The sequence below is a fragment of the Burkholderia sp. M6-3 genome (assembly GCF_050858985.1).
GTDB classification, from domain to species: domain Bacteria; phylum Pseudomonadota; class Gammaproteobacteria; order Burkholderiales; family Burkholderiaceae; genus Paraburkholderia; species Paraburkholderia caledonica.
This window is the reverse complement of sequence record NZ_CP110091.1, coordinates 1441486-1462085: the sequence shown is the minus strand read 5'-3', so window position 1 is coordinate 1462085 and position 20600 is coordinate 1441486. Positions and strand designations below refer to the sequence as shown.

Annotated in this window: 25 protein-coding genes and 1 pseudogene; 12 read left to right on the top strand and 14 right to left on the bottom strand. The window is 60.1% G+C overall.

Translation table 11 applies throughout. The features are described 5' to 3' along the window. The first annotated feature begins 51 nt into the window (after nt 1-51). The 3 genes from OH764_RS23890 to OH764_RS23880 are packed head-to-tail and all read left to right on the top strand — an operon-like array spanning nt 52 to nt 1258. Nucleotides 52-369 carry a metalloregulator ArsR/SmtB family transcription factor gene (locus OH764_RS23890; protein WP_498851088.1) on the top strand — a complete coding sequence of 106 codons (318 nt, stop codon included), beginning with the start codon at nt 52-54 and terminating at the stop codon, nt 367-369. Between the two features lie 15 nt (nt 370-384). Continuing rightward, on the top strand, nt 385-819 hold the full coding sequence (locus OH764_RS23885; RefSeq protein ID WP_498851087.1) for a YeeE/YedE family protein: 435 nt from the start codon (nt 385-387) through the stop codon (nt 817-819). A gap of 1 nt (nt 820) precedes the next feature. Further along, nucleotides 821-1258, top strand: a complete 438-nt coding sequence (locus OH764_RS23880; RefSeq protein ID WP_498851086.1) for a DUF6691 family protein — start codon at nt 821-823, stop codon at nt 1256-1258. 92 nt (nt 1259-1350) lie between these two features. Here OH764_RS23880 and OH764_RS23875 read toward each other — a convergent pair whose 3' ends face one another. Both OH764_RS23875 and OH764_RS23870 read right to left on the bottom strand, forming a co-directional pair. After that, nucleotides 1351-2178, bottom strand: a complete 828-nt coding sequence (locus OH764_RS23875) for a carboxymuconolactone decarboxylase family protein (protein WP_498851085.1) — start codon at nt 2176-2178, stop codon at nt 1351-1353. Then, entirely contained in the window at nt 2156-2554 is a 399-nt protein-coding gene (locus tag OH764_RS23870) for a cupin domain-containing protein (RefSeq protein WP_498851084.1), read from the bottom strand. Before OH764_RS23870 ends, OH764_RS23875 begins: the two co-directional genes overlap by 23 nt. 111 nt (nt 2555-2665) lie before the next feature. Here OH764_RS23870 and OH764_RS23865 point away from each other — a divergent pair, with 111 nt between their 5' ends. Further along, the gene (locus OH764_RS23865; RefSeq protein ID WP_498851083.1) at nt 2666-3568 is read left to right on the top strand and encodes a LysR family transcriptional regulator; all 903 of its coding nucleotides are present in this window, start codon (nt 2666-2668) and stop codon (nt 3566-3568) included. Between the two features lie 128 nt (nt 3569-3696). Here OH764_RS23865 and OH764_RS23860 read toward each other — a convergent pair whose 3' ends face one another. Next, complete coding sequence (locus tag OH764_RS23860; RefSeq protein ID WP_498851082.1) at nt 3697-4017, bottom strand: hypothetical protein; 321 nt, start codon at nt 4015-4017, stop codon at nt 3697-3699. Nucleotides 4018-4215: 198 nt separating this feature from the next. After that, nucleotides 4216-5145, bottom strand: a complete 930-nt coding sequence (gene argC / locus OH764_RS23855) for an N-acetyl-gamma-glutamyl-phosphate reductase (protein WP_498851081.1) — start codon at nt 5143-5145, stop codon at nt 4216-4218. 122 nt (nt 5146-5267) lie between these two features. Here argC and OH764_RS23850 point away from each other — a divergent pair, with 122 nt between their 5' ends. Together OH764_RS23850 and OH764_RS23845 are read left to right on the top strand one after the other, a co-directional pair. Beyond that, nucleotides 5268-6152, top strand: coding sequence for a LysR family transcriptional regulator (locus OH764_RS23850; RefSeq protein WP_498851080.1), 885 nt, complete (start codon nt 5268-5270; stop codon nt 6150-6152). A 168-nt stretch (nt 6153-6320) separates the two neighbouring features. Next, a complete protein-coding gene (locus OH764_RS23845; RefSeq protein ID WP_498851079.1) occupies nt 6321-6578 on the top strand; it encodes a DUF1214 domain-containing protein in 258 nt (85 codons plus the stop codon). Nucleotides 6579-6816: 238 nt separating this feature from the next. On the opposite strand, the gene OH764_RS23840 is transcribed toward OH764_RS23845, so the two are convergent. Both OH764_RS23840 and OH764_RS23835 read right to left on the bottom strand, forming a co-directional pair. Next, complete coding sequence (locus OH764_RS23840) at nt 6817-7221, bottom strand: RidA family protein (RefSeq protein WP_498851078.1); 405 nt, start codon at nt 7219-7221, stop codon at nt 6817-6819. 408 nt (nt 7222-7629) lie between these two features. After that, nucleotides 7630-8196 carry a TetR/AcrR family transcriptional regulator gene (locus tag OH764_RS23835; RefSeq protein ID WP_498851077.1) on the bottom strand — a complete coding sequence of 189 codons (567 nt, stop codon included), beginning with the start codon at nt 8194-8196 and terminating at the stop codon, nt 7630-7632. Between the two features lie 82 nt (nt 8197-8278). Here OH764_RS23835 and OH764_RS23830 point away from each other — a divergent pair, with 82 nt between their 5' ends. Further along, nucleotides 8279-9172, top strand: coding sequence for an SDR family oxidoreductase (locus tag OH764_RS23830; protein ID WP_498851076.1), 894 nt, complete (start codon nt 8279-8281; stop codon nt 9170-9172). A gap of 105 nt (nt 9173-9277) precedes the next feature. On the opposite strand, the gene OH764_RS23825 is transcribed toward OH764_RS23830, so the two are convergent. Beyond that, nucleotides 9278-10006, bottom strand: a complete 729-nt coding sequence (locus OH764_RS23825; RefSeq protein WP_498851075.1) for a YoaK family protein — start codon at nt 10004-10006, stop codon at nt 9278-9280. Nucleotides 10007-10041: 35 nt separating this feature from the next. Beyond that, entirely contained in the window at nt 10042-10449 is a 408-nt protein-coding gene (locus OH764_RS23820) for a DoxX family protein (RefSeq protein WP_498851074.1), read from the bottom strand. 398 nt (nt 10450-10847) lie between these two features. Between OH764_RS23820 and OH764_RS23815 the strand changes: the two genes are divergently transcribed. After that, entirely contained in the window at nt 10848-11276 is a 429-nt protein-coding gene (locus OH764_RS23815; protein WP_498851073.1) for a DUF1810 domain-containing protein, read from the top strand. Between the two features lie 104 nt (nt 11277-11380). On the opposite strand, the gene OH764_RS23810 is transcribed toward OH764_RS23815, so the two are convergent. Further along, the gene (locus OH764_RS23810) at nt 11381-11680 is read right to left on the bottom strand and encodes a hypothetical protein (RefSeq protein ID WP_498851072.1); all 300 of its coding nucleotides are present in this window, start codon (nt 11678-11680) and stop codon (nt 11381-11383) included. Between the two features lie 160 nt (nt 11681-11840). Between OH764_RS23810 and OH764_RS23805 the strand changes: the two genes are divergently transcribed. After that, nucleotides 11841-13109, top strand: a complete 1269-nt coding sequence (locus OH764_RS23805; RefSeq protein ID WP_498851071.1) for an IS256 family transposase — start codon at nt 11841-11843, stop codon at nt 13107-13109. A 117-nt stretch (nt 13110-13226) separates the two neighbouring features. Here the strand turns inward: OH764_RS23805 and OH764_RS23800 are convergent, their stop codons facing one another. Both OH764_RS23800 and OH764_RS23795 read right to left on the bottom strand, forming a co-directional pair. Next, nucleotides 13227-13547: a hypothetical protein gene (locus OH764_RS23800; RefSeq protein ID WP_498851070.1), complete on the bottom strand. Its 321-nt coding sequence runs from the start codon at nt 13545-13547 to the stop codon at nt 13227-13229. Nucleotides 13548-13592: 45 nt separating this feature from the next. Beyond that, on the bottom strand, nt 13593-13973 hold the full coding sequence (locus tag OH764_RS23795) for a hypothetical protein (protein ID WP_498851069.1): 381 nt from the start codon (nt 13971-13973) through the stop codon (nt 13593-13595). Between the two features lie 364 nt (nt 13974-14337). On the opposite strand from OH764_RS23795, the gene OH764_RS23790 reads away from it, so the two are divergent. Beyond that, complete coding sequence (locus tag OH764_RS23790) at nt 14338-15489, top strand: porin (RefSeq protein ID WP_498851068.1); 1152 nt, start codon at nt 14338-14340, stop codon at nt 15487-15489. Between the two features lie 492 nt (nt 15490-15981). Here the strand turns inward: OH764_RS23790 and OH764_RS23785 are convergent, their stop codons facing one another. Together OH764_RS23785 and OH764_RS23780 are read right to left on the bottom strand one after the other, a co-directional pair. Next, nucleotides 15982-16329: a hypothetical protein gene (locus tag OH764_RS23785; protein WP_498851067.1), complete on the bottom strand. Its 348-nt coding sequence runs from the start codon at nt 16327-16329 to the stop codon at nt 15982-15984. 530 nt (nt 16330-16859) lie between these two features. After that, nucleotides 16860-17024: a type II toxin-antitoxin system CcdA family antitoxin gene (locus OH764_RS23780; protein WP_498851066.1), complete on the bottom strand. Its 165-nt coding sequence runs from the start codon at nt 17022-17024 to the stop codon at nt 16860-16862. Between the two features lie 441 nt (nt 17025-17465). Here OH764_RS23780 and OH764_RS23775 point away from each other — a divergent pair, with 441 nt between their 5' ends. Next, on the top strand, nt 17466-18509 hold the full coding sequence (locus tag OH764_RS23775) for a class I SAM-dependent methyltransferase (RefSeq protein WP_498851065.1): 1044 nt from the start codon (nt 17466-17468) through the stop codon (nt 18507-18509). 264 nt (nt 18510-18773) lie between these two features. Here OH764_RS23775 and OH764_RS23770 read toward each other — a convergent pair. After that, a pseudogene (locus OH764_RS23770) lies at nt 18774-18977 on the bottom strand (hypothetical protein); the annotation flags it as partial. Nucleotides 18978-19269: 292 nt separating this feature from the next. Between OH764_RS23770 and OH764_RS23765 the strand changes: the two are divergent. Further along, on the top strand, nt 19270-20256 hold the full coding sequence (locus OH764_RS23765) for an alpha/beta hydrolase family protein (protein ID WP_498851064.1): 987 nt from the start codon (nt 19270-19272) through the stop codon (nt 20254-20256). Nucleotides 20257-20600: the final 344 nt, after the last annotated feature.

Genomic DNA, 20600 nt, shown 5'->3' with positions numbered 1-20600 from the left:
AACAATACATTTTTTAATATAATGTAGATGTGTGAATCAGAGGATGATGAGATGAGGAAGAAGTCCGCCCAAATCGACTTATCGGCTATGCAGGCCTCGGCAGAAAATGCCTGCGCGCTGCTGAAGGTGCTCGCTAATCCGGACAGGTTGCTGCTGATGTGCCAGTTGTCGCAGGGCGAGTTGTGCGTGAGCGACCTCGAAGAGCAACTCGGTATACATCAACCTACGCTCTCCCAACAACTCGGCGTACTTCGCGACAACGAACTCGTCGAAACACGCCGCGAGGGCAAGAGCATCTTCTATTCCATCGCGAGCAAGGAGGCGATTGCAGTCATGAACGTGCTGTACGACCAGTTTTGCACCGCTTGAAGATGAGGAAAGACCATGTCGATTGATACTGCGAGTTTTACGCCCGGCCTGTCCCTGACCGGAGGTCTAATGATTGGCACCGCAGCGGCGATGCTGGTTCTCTTCAACGGGCGCATTGCGGGCATCAGCGGCATTCTCGGCGGCCTGCTGAGCGGGTCACACAAGATGCTGGGATGGCGGATCGCTTTTCTTGCAGGATTGATTGGCGCGCCTGTCCTGGCAAGCCTGCTCGGGGACCCGATAGCCCCTGATATCGAAGCGGGGTGGGCCCAGATACTTCTCGCAGGTTTTCTGGTTGGCATCGGCACGCGTTACGCAAGCGGTTGCACGAGCGGCCACGGTGTCTGCGGCATCTCACGGGGCTCCGTCCGTTCGCTTGTCGCAACGGCAATATTCATGGCAACCGGTTTTCTGACCGTATTCGTGTCCAGACATCTGCTGGGAGGCTGAGATGAGCTTGCTCGTGGCCATGTTTTCCGGCCTGCTGTTTGGAGTGGGCCTGATGGTGTCTGGCATGGCCAATCCCGCGAAGGTGGTGGGATTTCTCGACCTCGCGGGACAATGGGACCCTTCACTTGCATTGGTGATGGCAGGGGCGATAGCTGTCGGCGCTATAGCGTTCCTGTTTGCAAAGCGTCGGAAGAAGTCTCTGCTGGGTCTGCCCATGCAGATTCCGGCCAACGCGAACGTGACGTTGAGACTGGTACTGGGAAGCGCGGTGTTCGGCGTTGGCTGGGGGCTCGCAGGGTTTTGTCCTGGACCGGCACTTGTCGCCCTGGGCGCTGGCCTCCCAAAGGCGTGGGGTTTTGTGGCCGCGATGCTCGCCGGCATGGCCGTGTTCGAGTTGGTCGAGCGAGCGAGCCAGCGTAGGCAGGATGGTGCGCTCTGATTGGCGGTACAGCCGCGCGGCGAAGAGCATCGCGCGGACGCGCCGGTTCAGATTGCACGTGTGCCTGATCATTCTTCGCTTTGGCCCGACGGCTAGCTCGACCGTTTGAGCAACACCTCTTTGAATACGGGCATCGCTGAAAAAACGTTCGGCCAGCCTGCGTAGAACGCGAGTTGTGTCAGCACTTCAGACGCCTCAGCGTTGGTCAGCCCATTGTCCAAAGCGCGATTCAGGTGATACGGAATCTGCGCGACCTGACCATTGGCAACGAGAGCGCTTACGGTCACGAGGCTTCGGTCGCGAGGGGCGAGTCCGGGACGCAGCCAAAGATCGCGAAACAGCGCATCCGTCGTGTACTGAACAACGCCGGGAGCAACTGCGCCGAAGTTCTCCTGGACCATCTCGGCACGCTGTTTCTCGGCGGCTTCGTTTAACGGCAGAGGTTCAACGTCGGCCGGGGAGAGTTGGTCGGGACCAATGCTACGATCATCAAAGACGCGTTTGACAATCGCGGAAGCAGCCGTTGCATTGGCCCACCCGGAATAAAAGGCCAGATGCGCGATCATTTCCGAGATCTCTGCGGGCGTCACGCCGTTATCGAGCGCTAGACCGAAGTGAAAAGGCATCTCAATGGTCTGGTTGCGGGCGATGAGCACGGACAGGGTCACAATGCTCCGGTCGCGTGCGGAGAGCTGCGGCCGTTTCCACAATCCATCAAGCACCGTTTGGTTCCTGTATCGCTCGAACGCCGGAGAAGCCGACTTCAAATCAACGGTTGTCAGTGAATCTTGCATGTTTCTCATCCTTTCCAGATTCGTACAGGCGGCCAGCAAAACGGCCACACTAGCTACTGCGACCAGGCGCGATATGAGGCGTGCTTGGAGGCGTGCTTGCGGATTACGATGCGCGATATTGCTCATCAGTGACTTTCTCTAGCCATTCGACGTTCTTGCCGTCGAGTGCTTCCTGGATCGCGATGTGAGTCATCGCCGTGGTCTCAGTCGCGCCATGCCAATGTTTGTGGCCCGGCGGGCACCAGATCACGTCGCCTGCGCGGATCTCGACGCGCTCTTCGCCTTCACATTGAGTCCAGCCGCATCCGGCGGTGACGAGGAGCGTTTGACCGAGCGGATGCGTGTGCCACGCCGTGCGCGCGCCAGGCTCAAACGTCACGGCGGCGCAAGACACTCGCGCGGGGGGCGGCGGGGCGTTGAGCGGGTCGATCCGGACAGTCCCGGTGAACCATTGGTCGGGACCTTTCATTGATGGCTGCGAGCCAGCGCGTTTCAGTTCCATGATTTCTTCGCCGATGTCCGATTAACGTAATGCACATCTCCACAATGTAAGCCGTGGCCGACTAATGGACTAGATGGCAAAATCGGGATGCCCTTATGCGCTGGAGCATTAATGAACGAAGACTTCAACGATCTTGCCGGTTTCATCACCGTTGCCCGGGAGCGCAATTTCACTCGCGCGGCGGCGCAACTGGGTGTTTCGCAGTCGGCGCTGAGCCGGACCGTGGCGGGACTGGAGCGACGCATTGGTCTGCAACTCCTGACGCGAACTACTCGCAGTGTCTCGCTGACTGAGGCGGGGGAGCGGCTTCTCTCTGCGATCAGACCACGCTTCGAAGAAATCGAGGCTGAAGTTGCTTCGTTACGAGGGATGACAAATCGACCCAGCGGCACCGTGCGGATCACCACCACGGATTACGCCGCAAACACCTTTGTCTGGCCGCGATTGCAGCCTTTGCTTCGTCGATATCCCGACCTCAAGATCGAACTGGTGAATGACTACGGCCTAGCTGACATCGTTGCCGATCGCTTCGATATTGGCGTGAGGTTGGGCGATCAGATAGAGAAAGACATGGTCGCAGTGCGTATCGCACCTGACATGACGATGTCGATCGTGGGTTCGCCGAAATACCTGCAGTCGAGGCCGCCCGCGAAAAGGCCGCAAGATCTCACTCTTCATAGCTGCATTAACCTGCGCTTACCGACGCGGGACTCGTTACTGCCCTGGGAGTTGGCGAAAGGCCGGCGCGAGTTGCAGGTGCGAGTCGAAGGACAACTTACGTTCAACAACGTCTATCAGATGGTCGATGCAGCCTTAGTCGGATTTGGCCTTGCATACGTGCCAAAGGATCTGGTCGAGCAATACGTCCGCGCTGGGAAGCTTGCATGGGTGCTTGAAGATTGGTGTCCGACCTTCGTCGGACATCACGCCTACTATTCGACCGGAAGAAAGTCTTCGCGGGCGGTCCAGCTTGTAGTCGATGCGCTAAAGGCGGGTTATCAATACGCGCGGTGAACACTGACTCGAAACATGGTCAGTACACAGCCCGCTGTCGCGAGGGCAACAGTCTCATTGCTTGCCAGAGGGCGAACAGCGGGTCCCGACGGTGGCTTCATCGCCACCGATGGTCAAAGAAATTGCTTCTATTTGCCCGAGGCGGGCGACTTCACACTCGGCGTCGCCAGGGTGTTGTTGCCACCTACGGGTGCGGTAGCGCCGGAAGTCGAATCGCTGTTGACGCTGCTCGGCAGGCCCGAGTTGGGACGCCCGGACATGCCGCTGTCCGAATTGGTCGTGCCAGGTGTGCCGTAGCCGCCCGTTGCACTATTTGCCTGGTTTGCGGGGCTAGCCGTGCTGCCGGCCGAACCGTTCCCGCTGGAGCCACCGGCGGCCTGTGCGTAGGCGCCGCCCGACAGCGTGAGTGCGGCGACAGCCGCGAGTAACGCGCTCGTTGCCTTGCTCATGATTTCTGCCTCCTTGGTCAGAGAGAATAGGAATGCAGCCGTTTGCCGCATCCTTACTACGTATGCAGCAATCAATGTGCCGGACCTCACGCGTGACAAAAATGATGCATATCGAATGTCCGGCAGGAAAGCGAGCCAATCCTCGGGCCGATTGTCGGCATCCACGTGTCGCCGAACGTTGCGTCAACCCATCGGCCGTTATTGCTGCGTGAGCATCAGGTTCAGGTTCTGAACCGCAGCGCCGGACGCGCCTTTCCCAAGGTTATCGAAAACTGCGGAGAGCAGGACGTGCCCGTGATCCACGGCAGGAAATACGCTTAAGCGCATGTCGTTGGTACCGTTCAGCACTTGCGGGTCGAGGTGCTTTGCCGCGCACGATTCATGTAGCGGCACGACACGTACGTGGGCCGCCTCGGCATAGTGGCGTGCGAGGCATGCGTGTAGCGTCGCGCCATCCACGCCGGGTGCGAGCAGCCGCAACTGCAAGGGCACCGTCAGCACGATGCCCTGGCGGAACGCCCCATACGCAGGCACGAAGATCGGACGCTGCGCGAGCAGGGCGTGCTGCTGGATCTCTGGCGTGTGCTTGTGCGCGAGTTCCAGACCATATACCTGGAATGAAGGCGCGTTGATGGCATCGGGACCTTCATGCTCCTTCACCCCGGCACGTCCGCGTCCAGAGTAGCCGGACACCGCGTGAATGCTGATAGGGTAGTTGTCTGGTATCAGCCCGGCCTGCATCAGGGGACGAAGCAAGCCAATCGCACCCGTCGGATAGCAACCGGGATTGGTGACCCGACGTGCGCTCGCAATGCGCTCGGCTTGTCTCGGCGTCATTTCCGGAAAGCCGTATGTCCAGCCCGGCTGCGTGCGGTGGGCCGAACTTGCGTCGATGACTCTAACGGCAGGATTGACGATGGCGTCCACCGCCTCGCGTGCGGCGGCATCGGGCAGACAGAGAATAGCGATGTCGCAGGCGTTGATGGCCTCTGCGCGAAGACGCGCATCTTTGCGTTCCGCGGCGGCAAGCGTGAATAGCGTGATGTCGGCCCGATTGCGCAGCCGATCATGGATCTGCAGTCCGGTGGTGCCTTGGTCGCCATCGATGAAAACAACGGGAGCGCTCATACGCGGAAACTCCAGGTGGTGGTAATGGGCAGAACGAGCTGCCATGTTCACCGAACCGCTAGAATAGGAAAAGTTGAATTTCACAACCTTGCAATTCAGTTTTTCTGAATCGGGACGCCGACATGCGAGAAATTAGTCTGGACCGCCTGCGTACTCTGATTGCGATTACCGAGCGTGGCTCATTTGCCGATGCGGCGCGCGCGTTGAATCTGGCGCCTCCGACGGTCAGCCTGCATATCGCGGAACTCGAAAGTCGCATTGGGGCGCCGCTCCTGTCGCGAAAGCGCGGTCACGTAAAGCCGTCGGCAATAGGAGAGGTGCTAGTGGAGCGCGCGCGTCGACTGCTGGCCGACGCGGAGCAGGCGTTGGACGATATTCAACGCCAGGTGCAGGGGATAGAAGGGCGCGTGCGGCTCGGTGCGTCGACCGGAGTAATCGCGTACCTGTTGCCGCAAGCGCTCGAGGTGCTGCGCCAGTACAACCCCGCAATCGACATTCAGCTTGCGGTACTTACGTCGCATGAAACGCTGTCGCGATTGACGGATGGGACGCTGGATATTGGGCTCGTCGCGCTGCCGCAGCCCCGCGTGGCTGGACTCGTGATAAAGCCCTGGCGCCGAGACCCTGTGATGGCCTTCGTCCCGGCGCATTGGCGGTGCCCCGCCCGGGTGACGCCTGAATGGCTCGCCGCTCAACCTCTCATTCTGAATGATGCGACTACACGTCTCTCGCGCCTGACGGCCGAGTGGTTTGCGACCGCGGGGCATCATCCTGCGCCGCGCATCCAGCTCAACTACAACGACGCGATCAAGAGTCTGGTAGCGGCAGGGTACGGCGCAGCGCTGCTGCCCCATGAGGCCACTACGCCAGTACCGGATCGCCGGATCGTCATGCGTCCACTGCGCCCGGCGTTGTGGCGTCGGCTCGGCATTGCACATCGGGCAGGGTACGTTGAGCGTTCCACTCAACATGTACTCGATGCGTTGTGGGACCTGCGATTAGCGTAGGCGTTGCCTTCATCGAATCTGACACCGGGTTTCATTGACAGCGTGTCACCGTTCCCTCGTGTCGAGCGTTTTCGGTAACCCAGATAAGGATGCTATCTATCTAACCCGGACTCCTGCCAGAAATGACGGTACGACGATTATAAGATCCACGTTGACCGAGGCGTACCCGTGATTGGTTTCTGGTCGATAACTGTGTACAACGCGGCGGGACTGATCGACCCGAATCCACTCAACGCCTACTCGCTGAACAACACCACCGCGCGGAAAAACACGGATGGCTGGGTGGATGTTCAGTTCGGATGCGAAGGCAAAGCATCTAACTGTTTGCCCATCGCTGCAGGGTGGAACTACACGGTACGCTTGTATCGGCCCAAGCCGGAAATAGTGAATGGCAAGTGGACGTTTCCCGAGGCTCAGCCGACTTGAGTGAAGTTGGCCCATGTTCGTGAACCTGGACCAGGGCCATGCGTGCCACGATGGGTGACGATCCCGCTCGCCGCATAACGTGCTCGCTGCAACTCGCCGTTGTGCTCCGCGATTGAGTGGCCGCAGACATGATGCCCATGGCACCTCTTCGATTGCATTAGCGGGGGACGTGAGCGGGTAGCGCACCGTTTGTACGCGAGCGACGCACGGCATCATCCCCGAATGCAAAGTGGTTGCGCTATACCAATGCGACCGCTTCGATCTCGATCTTCAGACCGAAGTGGAGCGCTGGGACCGGCACCACGGCGCGAGCGGGTCTCGCATCGCCGGCCCAACGCGCGTAGATCTCGTTGAAGCTCGCCCAGTGTGCAACATCGACGATATAGACACGAACCTGGGCCAGTTTCTTTATATCGCTGCCCGCACCGGCAAGCGCGGAAGCCAGATTTGCCAACACCTGCTCGGCCTGTGCTTCAAAAGAACTCTGCGTGAGCTTTGCGCCGTTCGCGTCGATTGGAAGTTGGCCAGACACAAAAATCAGGCCATTTGCGATCGAAACGTGACTGTAGTGGCCACCAGGCGTTGCCAGTCCAGCGGGGTTCATCGTTTGAGGGAACTGCGCATTCTGCTGATGCTGATCCATAACGACCATTCCAAGTAGAAAGGACCTCGTCGACCACAGCCACGACGAGATCAGGAAGCTATCCGGGTTTGTTGATTCGGGCCAGGCCGCCGGCAACGTCGCATGCCCATTGCAGTCGCCAGGTTCATGCGACGAAGTTTAGAAAAGTTTGTGTCGTGTTTTGTTCGGGAGATGGAGTTCCAATCCCGGTGCCATCAAAATGTACCATGGAGTCCACGGTTATCGGCAACCAGCGACAATTTGGAGGTCCGATTGGATCGCAACTGTTAGCCTCGCCTCGGCGAGTTGACACACGCGGTGGCGATCACAAGCATGATGCGTTGTTCGATTCCCTCAGGTTCTTTTGAACTGGTCCTTCAGGCTGACGAGTCTGGAAGTATTCCTGCACCAACGTATCCAGTATCGATTTCAGAGTGAAGCCAGCGTCCGCAATCGCACAAGTGCTTCGCTCACGATCTCGCCATATGCGCGCTCTTCAGCGTCGGCAATCCACTGGCCGAACGCGACCCGGAAAACCGCAATGCCCGCTTCGGCGACGAGGCTCGCGTCAGGCTCCTGCACACCGCGCAAACGCAGGGCGTCGGCGAGTGCGCCTGACAGCGTCGCCAGTTTGATCAACTCCCGCTCGTGCAACTCTGGATTGGCGGCGATCACCGCATGGCGCACGCGTGCGTAAGGTCGGCGCTCAGCGGTGAAGAATTCGCCGGCGGTTGCAAGAGCCGCGGCGACCGCGTCGATAGCCGATGCGTCGGCCGGCGCTTGCGCGAGCGCTTCCACCATCGTCTGCTGCAACTGCTCGGAGCCTTTGAAAAGGACCTCGCGTTTGTCGGTGAAGTACCGAAAAAACGTACGCGCCGTCAGGCCGGCACGCTGCGCGATGGCGGCCACCGTCGTGCCCTCGAAACCGACTTCCTTGAACAACTCGATCGCGGCGACAAGAAAGCGCTGCTCTGCGTTGGGTTCCCAACGACCCATGATCCCTTCCAGAAACGTGTTGACACTGTGTGACATCATAGCGCTATACTGATGTCACTTAATGACATCAACGGAGCATGCCATGCGAATTCTTGTTACTGGCGCGTCGGGTTGGATCGGATCCGCGAGCGTCACGGAACTCATCGACGCAGGTCATCATGTGCTCGGCCTTGCTCGCAGCGATGAGGCTGCTGCGAAGATCGCCCCGCTCGGCGCGGAAGTGGTGCGCGGCAGCCTTGATAATCTCGACAGCTTGCGTGTCGCGGCCACGATGGCCGAAGGCGTCGTGCATCTCGGCTATAACCACGACTTTTCGCAAATGGCGGCGGCGGCCCAGACCGATCGCGCGGCCATCGAAACATTCGCGGATGTGCTGACGGGCACGGGCGGCCCGCTGCTGATCGCGTCCGGTACCCTCGGCCTGGCGACGGGGCGCGTGGGCATCGAAAGCGACACGCCGGCCCCGGACGGTCATCCGCGTCTCGCCAATGCAGCATATGTGCTCGGGCTGCGGGAGCGTGGCATCCGTTCGATGGTGGTGCGCTTCGCACCCACGGTGCATGGCGCCGGCGGGGATCACGGATTCGTCGCGGTACTCGCGAGAATCGCGCGCCAACGCGGCGCGTCGGCCTATATCGGCGACGGGCAGAATCGCTGGCCCGCAGTGAACCGGCTCGACGCCGGCAAGCTGGTGCGCCTCGCGATCGACAAGGCACCCGCCGGCTCGGCCCTGCACGCGGTCGCTGAAGAAGGCGTCGCCACCCGTGAGATCGCCGGCGCGCTCGGCCGGTTCCTCGACGTGCCGGTCGAGTCGATTCCCGCCGAGCAGGCGCACTCACGATTCGACTGGCTCAGCATGTTCTTCGGTGCCGATATTCCTGCGTCGAGCGCCCACACGCGCTCGATGCTCGGTTGGGAGCCAGTTCATCCGGCGTTGCTCGAGGACATCGCGGCGGGACACTATCCGGGACAATGATCGGACTTTGACCGGCACTACGCACGCCAATCAAACCACCGAGCGAAGGACAATTGCATTGAGGCGAGTCTGTTCGTCGCGCGCATGCAGCTCCGAAAGCGCGAGTCAGCGGCCGCGCGCGTCCCACGCGCACGAAGCGAGCACGCACAGCGCTACGAGCGGCAACAGCAGCGCCCAGAAAGACCCGATCAGAAAGCCCGCAGCACCCGCGCTGGCGCCGATCGCGAACCCCGCCACGGGCGGCAGGGTTCGCATGAGCCGTGTACGCGCAGTCTGACGGCTTCTGGTGTCGCGCCGCGAAACCAGCAAGTCGAAGGCGTCGATCACGGCTTGAGTCACGTTGCCCGTCATCACCGTGTTCGCGACGACCGAGCGCGCGGTCAGGCGTCCGTGCGCGTTCTGCACACCCATCGCGGCAGCGCCAAGCAGGCCGCAGGCAATTGCAATCGGCGTATCCGGACTGGTGACGGGCGCAGCGACGACGCCGGCCACCATGAACCCGGCGAGCAGCGCGGCTTGCATCACATACAGCGCAAACGCGCGTGTGGCGTGACTGCGCGCCGACAACAGGTTGTACAGCACGCGCGCCGCGATGATTCCGCAGACAAACGCCGGAAACGCCAGCCATTTGATCAGCAGGCCCTGACCGGCACCTGCCAGCCCCGAGCCAATGAGGATGAAGTTGCCCGTGACGTGGGCGGTGAAAAGACCGAACAGAGCGATAAAGCCGAGCGTGTCGACGTATCCCGCGATCGACGCGAGCCAGGTGTCCTCACCCGGCAGATGGTCGAGTGCTGGAGCGGATGCGTCGCGCGTGAGTGTCGTCTGGGGCATGGCGTGGTAGAGGCTGGAAAGTGATGCGGCGCCCGTCAGGCTTGTCCGCGCGCGGGTGCCCGCGGGCGCATGGAGATCCGGTAACGTCCCGCCCCGCCGATGGCGACGGTTCCGAACAGAATCAGCAGCATCCACGCGAACTGTGCTTCGAAGAGCGTCCATTCGCGATGCACAAAGCCGAGTGCGATCACCGTGATAGCCAGAATCGGCAATGCGGCGAGCCGCGTCGCGATGCCGGCGATCATCAGAAACGGGCACGCCACTTCAGCGAAAAGCGCGAACCAGAAGGTCAGCGTCTTACCCATGTGCAGGGGATCGTCGATCGCGTTCAACTCCTGCGAGTAGTGCAAGGCTTTCGGCAAGCCATGCACCAGCAACACGAGGACGCTGGCGCTCACGCGCAGGAACAGCAGCGCGGCATCGGTCGGCGAAAAGCGCGTCACGGGCGAGCGCCCGATGTGGTCAAAGTGGCACGCCGTACACGAGCGGACCGGCGGGGCAGGTTCATGTCGATTCCTTGATCGTTCAGGGCCGTACGGCGGCGGTAGTGTCTCAAGCCGACAGACTACAGAAGGCGACCTTGAAAGTCCTGATGCGCGCATTAACCGTTCTTAATTTTGCTTTATGGCGCACCGGCGGGATGTCACCATGCCGCCGCCAGGGCCATAAAGGCCATCGCATCGGAACCTCTGTCAATGAGAAAGCGTTTTGGCGTGCAGAAGGCGGGCACTTGTAATGCTTGGGGTGCATGGGCGAAGCGCAAGCTGAAAAACTGTGCCCGCCCGGCATTCAAACTCTGTGACGGGCCTTTCTCGTGACGCGGACGAAAGGAGGCATCGCTATGGTCGACCGATATGATCTGCAACGCTTCGTGGACGCGCAGCAGCCGGTGTATGCCCGAGTGACCGACGAACTGCGCGCCGGCGACAAGCGCACCCATTGGATGTGGTTCATCTTTCCGCAAATAGAGGGGATCGGCAGCAGCCCGACCGCGCAGCGCTACGCGATCTCCGGGCTCGACGAGGCGCGCTCCTATCTCGCGCATCCGGTGCTCGGTCCACGTCTGCGAGAGTGCACGGCAATCGTCAACGGTATCGAAGACAAGACGTTGGATGAGATCTTCGGCTATCCGGACAATCGAAAATTCTGTTCGTCGATGACGCTGTTTGCGCGCGCCGCGCAAGACAATGCGATATTCGAATCGGCGCTTCGCAAGTATTGCGACGATAAGCTGGATCCGCTCACCGTCGCCAGGTTGCCGCACGACTGATCGCGAGCAACAGCGGGCGGCGAGGCGTTTGATTGCCTCGCGCGCGGATCAACAGATGCTTGTGCTGCGTGACTGCGTGACAAACCGCCCAGGGTAGTCGCGTATTACCGGTTATCGAGCGGGTGAACCCCCGCGAGCGGGCTGCCGTATCCGCCCGATTGCGGGTTGTTAGGCAGCCCGTTGGACAACTGAGCACGGGGGTCCGTGACCTTGAGCGGCAGTTCGCCAGCCTGACGGTTACCGTGCGTCGGATATTCACTGCCGAGCGGCGCGTCGGGAGTCAGCGCGAGTGTGTTAAGCGGCGAGTTAACGTCGTCGCGCGCGGACATATCCGCGTGAGCTTGAGAAACGGGGAGGGCGGCGAGGGCGATGGCATAACCCATGAAAGTAAGCGCGGTACGCATGCTAGGACTCCGGTGAGAAACTGTGCGGGGACGGATCTGCTGGGATCCATAGGGACTTACGCAGACATTGGCCCGGCGGATGCAAAAACGTCGTCGCAGACGGAGCCTGTCAGAATTTTAGTGTGCCGAGGTCATGAGACGATAACGGAAACAACGTCCTATGACCGAAGCAACTGTGACTAAGAAGATCAAGAACCCGAAGGCGCCGAAGCTGTTTCCCGATGAACTGATCGATCAACTGCTGGCGCAGATTCAAAACAAGGATGCGGAGTCGGTTCTCGGCGAATCGGGCCTGGCCGTGCAACTGAAGAAGCAACTGGCTGAGCGCATGCTGGCGGCGGAGCTCACGCATCACCTGGAGAACGAGGTTGAGCAAGGCAAGGCCGGCAACCACCGCAACGGCACGAGCCATAAGACGGTCATCACGCCCAACGGCGAACTGAATCTGGATATCCCGCGTGATCGGCAGGCAACGTTCGAGCCGCAACTGGTCGGCAAGTATCAACGCCGGCTGCCGGGCTTCGACGATCACGTCATCAGCATGTACGCGCGCGGCATGAGCGTGCGCGAGATCCAGGGCCATTTGCTGGAACTGTATGGCCTGCAGGTGTCGCCCGATCTGATTTCGACTGTCACCGATGAAGTGCTGGCCGAGGTCGAACAGTGGCAGCAACGCCCGCTTGAGGCGATGTATCCGATCGTGTATTTCGACGCACTTCGGCTGAAGATCCGCGACGAAGGCACGGTCAGGAACAAGGCGGTGTATCTCGCGCTGGGCATTCGCGCCGACGGCCGCAAGGAAGTGCTGGGTTTGTGGATCGAGCAAACCGAGGGAGCCAAGTTCTGGCTGAAGGTCTTCAACGAACTGAAGAACCGTGGCCTGCACGACATCCTGATCGCGGTGGTTGACGGTTTGCGCGGCTTCCCGGAGGCGATCGAAGCGGTCTATCCGGCCGCCCAGATTCAGACCTGCATCGTGCATCTGATCCGCAATTCGCTGAATCTGGCGAGCTGGAAGGACCGCAAGCCGTTGGCGGCTGCGCTCAAGCCGGTCTATCAGGCCGCCTCGGCCGAGGCGGCGGCAGTGGCGCTCGACGCCTTTGCGCAAAGCGAATGGGGCCGCAAATTCCCTACCGTCGCGGCCATGTGGCAACGCCAATGGGAACAGGTGATTCCCTTCTTCGCCTATCCCCCCGAGGTGCGTCGAATCGTTTATACGACCAACGCCATCGAGAGCATGCACATGCAGTTGCGCAAAATCGTCAAGAATCGCGGCCACTTCCCCAGCGACGAAGCCGCCAGCAAACTGCTGTATCTGGCCTTGCGCAACATCGAAAAGGATTGGAAGATGCCGCCTATCACCTGGCGGCAAGCTGTCAATCAGTTCGCCATTCTGTTCGGCGAGCGATTCACCGCCGCCATGAGCTGAGATTTTTTAACCGACCTCAGCACACAAAATTCCTGACACCTCCCGCAGACGTCGCCCCCGTGCGCAGCTGGACCCGCATCGGGTACCCACAGATCGTTGCATGCGTCGCCGCACGCGTCAGACACCGCCTGTAACGAGGGGCAGCACGGTGAGATCAGGATGCGTACCGTCGACAATGCTGCGTCCCACGTGCACGCCCTCGCCGAGAGCCTCCTCTTTGCTGCCGAAACTTTCTTCGCCGTCCGCGTGAAACCGCACTGCATGTCCCGGAATCGTCGGATCGGTGCCCGGATGACAGACGTAGCCCACATACGTGTAGCGGTTCTCCACCGCATTGGACGCATTAACTTCGCCCTGCGCATCTTTACGGAGCGGCTCCACGTGAATCTCGAAGCCTTCGTACACGACCATTTGCCAAGGTGCAGTTTCGTCGCCCATAGCCGCCTCCGTCTTCGTCGCCCTTATCAAAAAGTCTAGGTGATTTCATCGCGAAGCGCGCTGATGGACGGCTACGGCAAAACCACTACCGCTTGATGGCGCCGAGTCGGGTGAGCAGCGGCACCTCGCCGACGCAAGATTTTGTAACTGCCGCCGCTTTCCCACTGGGTATTCGACGCTTTGCGCCACCACGAGCTCGCTACACTCGCGTTGTTTGTGAGCCACGAGACGAGGAGAAAGATGATCGATACCACTCACGCAAACAATGCAATGCGGCACAGAATCCGCCGGATCATACTGATTCCAGCCGTGACGATACTGTTCAGTTTGCAGGGATGCGCGACCTCGCTCGAGACCTTCGGTCTGGGCGCGGGCGTTGGCATTGTCGGTGTTTTCGGCTTGCTGGGGTGCGCGATAGGCTGTCATTGATCTTCCCAACGATCGGCACCCGGAAGTAGAAATGGAAAGATGATTTAATAATTCAAAATAATAAAACCCGCTTAATTGGCATGTGAAAGATTGAGCAAGAAAAGTTATTCCATGGCGACTTGACGTCGCGCTTGCCTATCACTAAATTCGCCACGTTCGGTTCTTTCTCCACGACTCCACGCAGAGAAGGTGTTGCGCCGGACTCTGGGCTATGTGTTCGCACATAGCCCTTCATTATTTGTTTTATTTCGGCATGCTAACTGTGTATTAATTAGCAAACACTTTTATTGAAATTTCAATTGGTCAATGTATGCTGCGAACCCGTAATGCCTTTATCGGAACTTCAATAGAAGGAACAAGTATGAAAAAGACAGCATTGACTTCGGCGTCTCTCGCACTGCTGGTCGCGGCAGGATCCGCGCATGCACAGGACAGCGTGACCTTGTATGGCGTGATCGACGCCGGAATCGGCTACGTGCATAACGCCGATTCCGGCAGCAACCTCGCCGGCATGCTCAACGGCAACCTGAGCGGCGACCGATGGGGCCTGAAGGGTCAGGAAGACCTCGGCGGCGGGTTGAAGGCAATCTTCACGTTGGAAAACGGCTTCGACGTCGGCACCGGTAAGCTTGGTCAAGGTTCGCGCGAGTTCGGCCGCCAGGCATTCGTCGGGTTGACGGGCGCTACGTGGGGCACAGTCACGGCAGGCCGCCAGTACGATCCGATCGTCGACATGGTGCAGGGCGTCACAGCAGACAATTTCTTCGGGTCCGCCTTCGCGACGCCGGGCGACGTCGACAACAACGACAACAGCGCTCGTGTGTCGAACGCGGTCAAATATGTGTCGCCGACCTACGGCGGCCTGCAGTTTGAAGGCCTGTATGCATTCAGCGGCGTCGCGGGCCAGGCGGGTCAGGGCTACACCTACAGCGGCGCGGTGTCGTATTCCAACGGTCCGTTCTCGCTCGCCGGCGGCTACCTGCGTGCGACCAATGCGTCGGCGACCGGTGCGCGCACGAGCTGGGCGAGCAGCACGACGGATTCGATCTTCGACAGCCATATCAACGACGGTTACGTGACGGCGAAGTCGGTCAGCATCGCGCAGGTTGGCGGCCAATACGTGATCGGTCCCGTGACCCTCGGCGCTTCCTATAGCAACACGCAATTGAAGAGCGACGCCTCGTCGACCTTCACCAGTACCGAGAAGTACAACAGCGGTAAGGCGTTCGTTGCGTATCAGGCTACGCCCGCACTGGTCGCGGGCGTCGGCTATGCGTACACGGCGGCATCCGGCGATACGTCCGCGCATTACCACCAGGTCAGCATCGGCGCGGACTACAACATCTCGAAGCGCACCGACTTTTATGCAGTTGCGGCTTACCAGCACGCGAGCGGCACGCAGCGGCTCGCGGATGGCACGACACAGGACGCCCAGGCTTCGATCGGTTCGTATGGCTACAACGGCACCGATTCGCAAGCGCTTGCGATCGTCGGCATCCGTCACAAGTTCTGATTCGGCCAACTCGGGTCTCGCTCTCTCATCGAGTTTGACGCCCATCGAGCCGCAGTTCGCCAAGCGCCGACACGAGTTCGTGCACCTATCGCGTAGATGCCGGGTGCGCGCGAAATAGCGCGAACTCGGCACGCGTTGCGCTGCCGATATCGGCGACGAGCCGGGACGCGCGTAGTCGAGCAAGATTGAGCAGGTCTTGCAACTACGCGCGTCGTTTCCTTCGCGGGAGCATTTGTGCGCGCCTCGTCGGATACTGCTCAGATGCCCGCGCAACTGCCGCCTTCCTGAACCGAACCAGCGATGTGCGGTGCGTCATGCGGCGCTCGAGATCAGATGCAAAAAGGCAGGGAGGCTCCGCTTGCGACGGCTTCGAGTTGCGCCCAGATCTGGCCTAATGCTCATGCAACCTTCAACGCCCGCCGCAATCGAGCACTGCCTCTCCATCGTGATCGCCCGTAACGTGGCAGCGCATGCGCTGCCACGGTGCCGCGCTTATTTCGGTCGGGTCTCGTCGCGGAACTCGACGTCCTCGATCACGCCGTCGATAACCATGCGCTGGCCCGCACGCTCGTGCACCTGTTGCTCGTGCGTTTGCTGTGCGCGGATTGCTTCCTCGCGCAGCTGTCTGCGCAGATCGCGTGTTTTCCACCAGACGAAACCGCCGATCACGATGCCCGCGCCAAGCACCACTGCCAGCATCACAAGCGATACGGCGAGCCCTACGACGAGTAGCGCAGCGCATATCACCACGGCTAATACCTTCGCCAATAAGCTCGGTGGACCAGGGCGCATAGTTGCGCCACTCTGCCTGAGCCTTTCCTGTTGCTTGTCGAATTGCATCACATCTCCAATCGCGGTTTCCCGGAGCGGTTTCAAGGGTGAAGCGCAACAGCGAGATCAACGTTTGGAGGTTGAACTTGACCTGCTGGTACGGGGGTCGTCCTGTCGAACAATGCCGTCCTGCTATCCCCAATATGCGCCGAAGATCTGGTCGACCGCCGCGAGCATGGCCTCACGTCGACTAAAAGGGAACCGATGCACTTGTCGGGAGCGATCAATGTGGACCGCGCTCATGCCAGGCGTATCAAGGAAAAATTCTTCGCTGTTGACTTCAAAAAAGAGGAAGCAGGTCGGATGGGTTGCCGGAGAAGGCGAGATGCCGGACAGGTCGCAGAGGAATCACGATGCGCGTCGACAGAATGCCGACATGGGTGCTTTGCATCGAGCAGGTCAGGTGCAAGTTTGCGCCTCTCAATGTCGGGGTTTGTGTAGAGCTCAAACCGGGCCATTAAAACGTCCTGTATTTCGCGAGTGGGAGCCCTTCGCGATCGACCATCGCAGTATAAGAAGCGGCGACTAACCCGGCGTAATCATCCGCCCAACGGCGCGCCCCCGCTTCCTGCGATTTCTTCGCGCACACCGCGCTCGCTCGCCCGCGAAAGATTAATACCAACCTGCTTGGCCCGCTCCAGCACCTCAGACGGCAGGGTGACGTTGGCAGATTTACGCGGTCGCACTCCGAATGCTTTACCCATGTGCGGCTCCTTGCTGCATACCGTGTGCATTGTGATGCACATCCTCGACCGATCGCAAGTGTACTGGCTAGCGGCTGGGCATCAGTCGAGCAATAACGCGCAGTCGGGCAGGGGAGGCAACGGTCAATCGCGTGTCGTCGTGCCGGTCGGGAGCCCGACGCCGTGGGCCGTTTCCGATGATGACGAAGTCTCCGCCGGCATCGGTCCGCAAAATTGCACGGTTGCGATGAGTTTGCGGTCGGTCGACTTGTCGGAATTGGCATCGATGGCGCGACCTGCGACGCTCATCCCGAGCGAGACGATCCGGTTGCGGCGAACATACCTACGCGCTGGAGTCCGTCTGTGCGGTAACGAACGCTCGAAAACTTTCGTTTCGCCTACCATCCTGTCTGATGCTTCTTCACACGTTCCCCGGGAGCAATGATGGAAAGCACATCGAGCATGGTTCAACAGGAGCCGGGCGCTGACAACCCGCGCCAACAGGAGCTCTCCCCTGAACGGCTACTCCAGCTGGGCATGGGGTTCTGGGCATCCAAAACCTTATTGTCCGCAGTCGAACTCGGTGTGTTCTCGCGCCTCGCGACCGGACCTCGCGACGCTGCGGAATTGACTGAGGCACTCGGACTGCATCCGAGATCGGCCCTTGATTTTCTTGACGCGTTGGTCGCATTGAATCTGCTGGAACGCGAAGACGGGAAATACCGCAATACGCCAGACGCCGAGCTTTTTCTGGACATGGCGAAGCCCAGCTACGTGGGTGGATTACTGGAAATGGCCAACGCGCGCCTGTATCCGTTCTGGGGCTCTTTGACGGAAGCGCTTCGCACGGGGCTGCCCCAGAACGAGGCAAAAGGGGGCGGCAACCCCTTCGACGCCATGTATCGCGACGAACACAAACTACGGGGTTTCCTTCGGGCGATGAGCGGGGTCAGCCTGGGTGCGGCCAAGGCGATTGCGCGCCAATTCCCGTGGCAAAACTACAGCACGTTCATTGACATCGGCGCCGCCCAAGGCGCCTTACCTGTACAGGTCGCGCTCGCCCATCCCCATTTGCGCGGGGGCGGCTTCGATCTGCCCATAGTGGGCCCTGTGTTCGAAGAGTACGTAGCATCGCACGGCCTGCAGGAACGGCTGAATTTCTATCCGGGCGACTTCTTCAGGGATTCGTGTCCGGCTGCCGATGTGCTTGTGATGGGACACATCCTCCACGACTGGGATCTCGGGCAAAAGCTCGAGCTCCTTGCGAAGTGCTACGCCTCGCTACCGCCCGGCGGTTGCCTGATCGTCTACGACGCTGTAATCGACGATGACCGCAGGCGCAATGCCTTTGGCCTGCTGATGAGCCTGAACATGCTTATCGAGACGCCAGGCGGTTTCGACTATACCGGTGCGCAGTGTCGCGAATGGATGCAGCAAGTCGGCTTTACACAGGTACGCGTCGAGCCACTTACCGGCCCCGATTCAATGGTGATTGGAACCAGGTAGAAACGCGCCGCGAGATTCGCAAGCATTCTCAGCGGCGGAAGAGACGCTACTGTACTGGTCTGGAGGACTGGCGCGTTGTGCGCGACATGCCGTTGTGCGCAACGTCGGATGTTCGAATGGAGCCGCCGCCCGACTGGCCGCCCGACTCCGATCTCGAACGACGGTTGCTGGCCGAAATGCGAAGATGAGTCGATCTGTCGAAGGTGTGGACTGCAATCAACCCGACGCCGATGTCTTACGCGTGCCGTTCGTGTAGGGCCGATCTCAGTGCGGCATGGACGGGCCGTACGGCTGGGTCTGTGACCGCGACTCAACCACGCCTGTCCGTATACAGATGAATGGAGCCTTGCTGCTTGCCTTTCGCTCGACCGGTTGACGAGCATAGTAGATGTCCCATTCCCATTCCTCTTCACTAGTCTGTACAAAGCCGTGCCGTCTGTAAAAGCGGTTCGAATCCGATGCCCTTAACCGCTCGCGCACGCCGTTCAAGGGTAAGGAGAACCCAAAACACTTCGCGAGAGAGACGGCTAGCGACTTTTTCAACAGATCAACCCCAAGCGGTCATTCGGGCTTCCGTTACTCCCGTTAATCGGACACTCGGCAGGCTCTTGTACCATTCTGGGTGGCCTTCGGATTTGTGGGCTGATTCTCTCTGTGAGAACAACCAACGCGACCGATGTGCCAGGCGCAAATCATCGCATGCTTCGCCGCGCCTACTCAGTACCCTTCGCTCTAAGCAACGACGACACCGGAGACGAACATGCCGCGGTTGATGGCCATTCTCGCTGCGCTTTTGAGCCTGGTTGCCGCGCCTGTCTTCGCAGCCGATGTAGGCTTTATGGAGGTCAAGATACCAAACGGTGCCGAGCCACCGCTCACGGCCGGCATCTGGTTTCCGACTGATGCGCCGCCGATTTTGCACTCGCTGAGCACTTTCACCCAGACTGTAGCGCTGGACGCGCCGATTGCTGGTAATCACCTGCCACTGGTGGTGATGTCACACGGCGGCGGAGCCTCGTTCAGCGGCCACTACGACACGGCTCTGGCCTTGGCTCACGCAGGCTTCGTCGCGGCGGCGGTCAGTCACGCCGGCGACACCTTCGACGACCAGAGCCGGGTCCTGGAACTCTGGCGCCGTCCCGCTCAACTTCACCGGCTGGTTGACTACATGCTCGACGAGTGGCGTTGGCACGGGCGGCTGGATGCGACTCGCATCGGCGCATTTGGCTTCTCCAACGGCGGCTTCACCGTGCTAGTGGCCGCAGGCGGTATCCCGGATCTTTCCAGAATCTCTCCGTTTTGTGAGGTTCATTCGGACCATGATCTGTGTATGGCACTGCAGCATGCCGGCGTCGATCTCCATTTCGCCGTTGATATTCCCGCCGGCGCCTGGGTGCACGATCCGCGCATCAAGGCTCTCGTCGTCGCCGCGCCTTCGTTCGGATTTACTTTCGGCCGCGCAGGGCTAAGCGGCGTTCGCGCCCCGGTCCAACTCTGGAGCGCGGCCGACGATCAGCATCAGCCGCATCCCTACTATGACGAGCCGGTACGCGCCGACTTGCCACATGCGCCTGAATATCACGTGGTTGCGAACGCAGGCCACTACGACTTCATGCCACCTTGCGATGCGCGTCTTTCCCGGCTCCGGCCGGAAATCTGCGACAGTCTGGCGGGCTTCGACCGGGCGGCGTTCCATGAACAATTCAACGCCGCCGTGGTGCGGTTTTTCGAGGCGATGCTGCCATAGGACATCTTTCGTCCTGGGTGCGCAGGTACCGTGGGTTACGCCGCGACGCCGCCCTGGGAATCACGGCCGAACGCGAATGCTGCACCGCACGATGTTAGTAGCCTTATGAACACGGGCAGCATCAATTGTGAACTCCTACAGCTACTACCGCACATACAAGGTTCGTTGCCTTGGGCAGCGCCGGATCGTGTCTGGGCGACCAAAGGAGACAATACCGCTACAAGCTGGCTGATTTCTCCTTTTTTCGACACGACGGATTGGTTAACCAATCGGATTCCTGCTTCCTCTAAGCATTCCTCAATCTTCTCGGTATATCATCAAGCGCGGCTTGAAGGGGCCGTTCT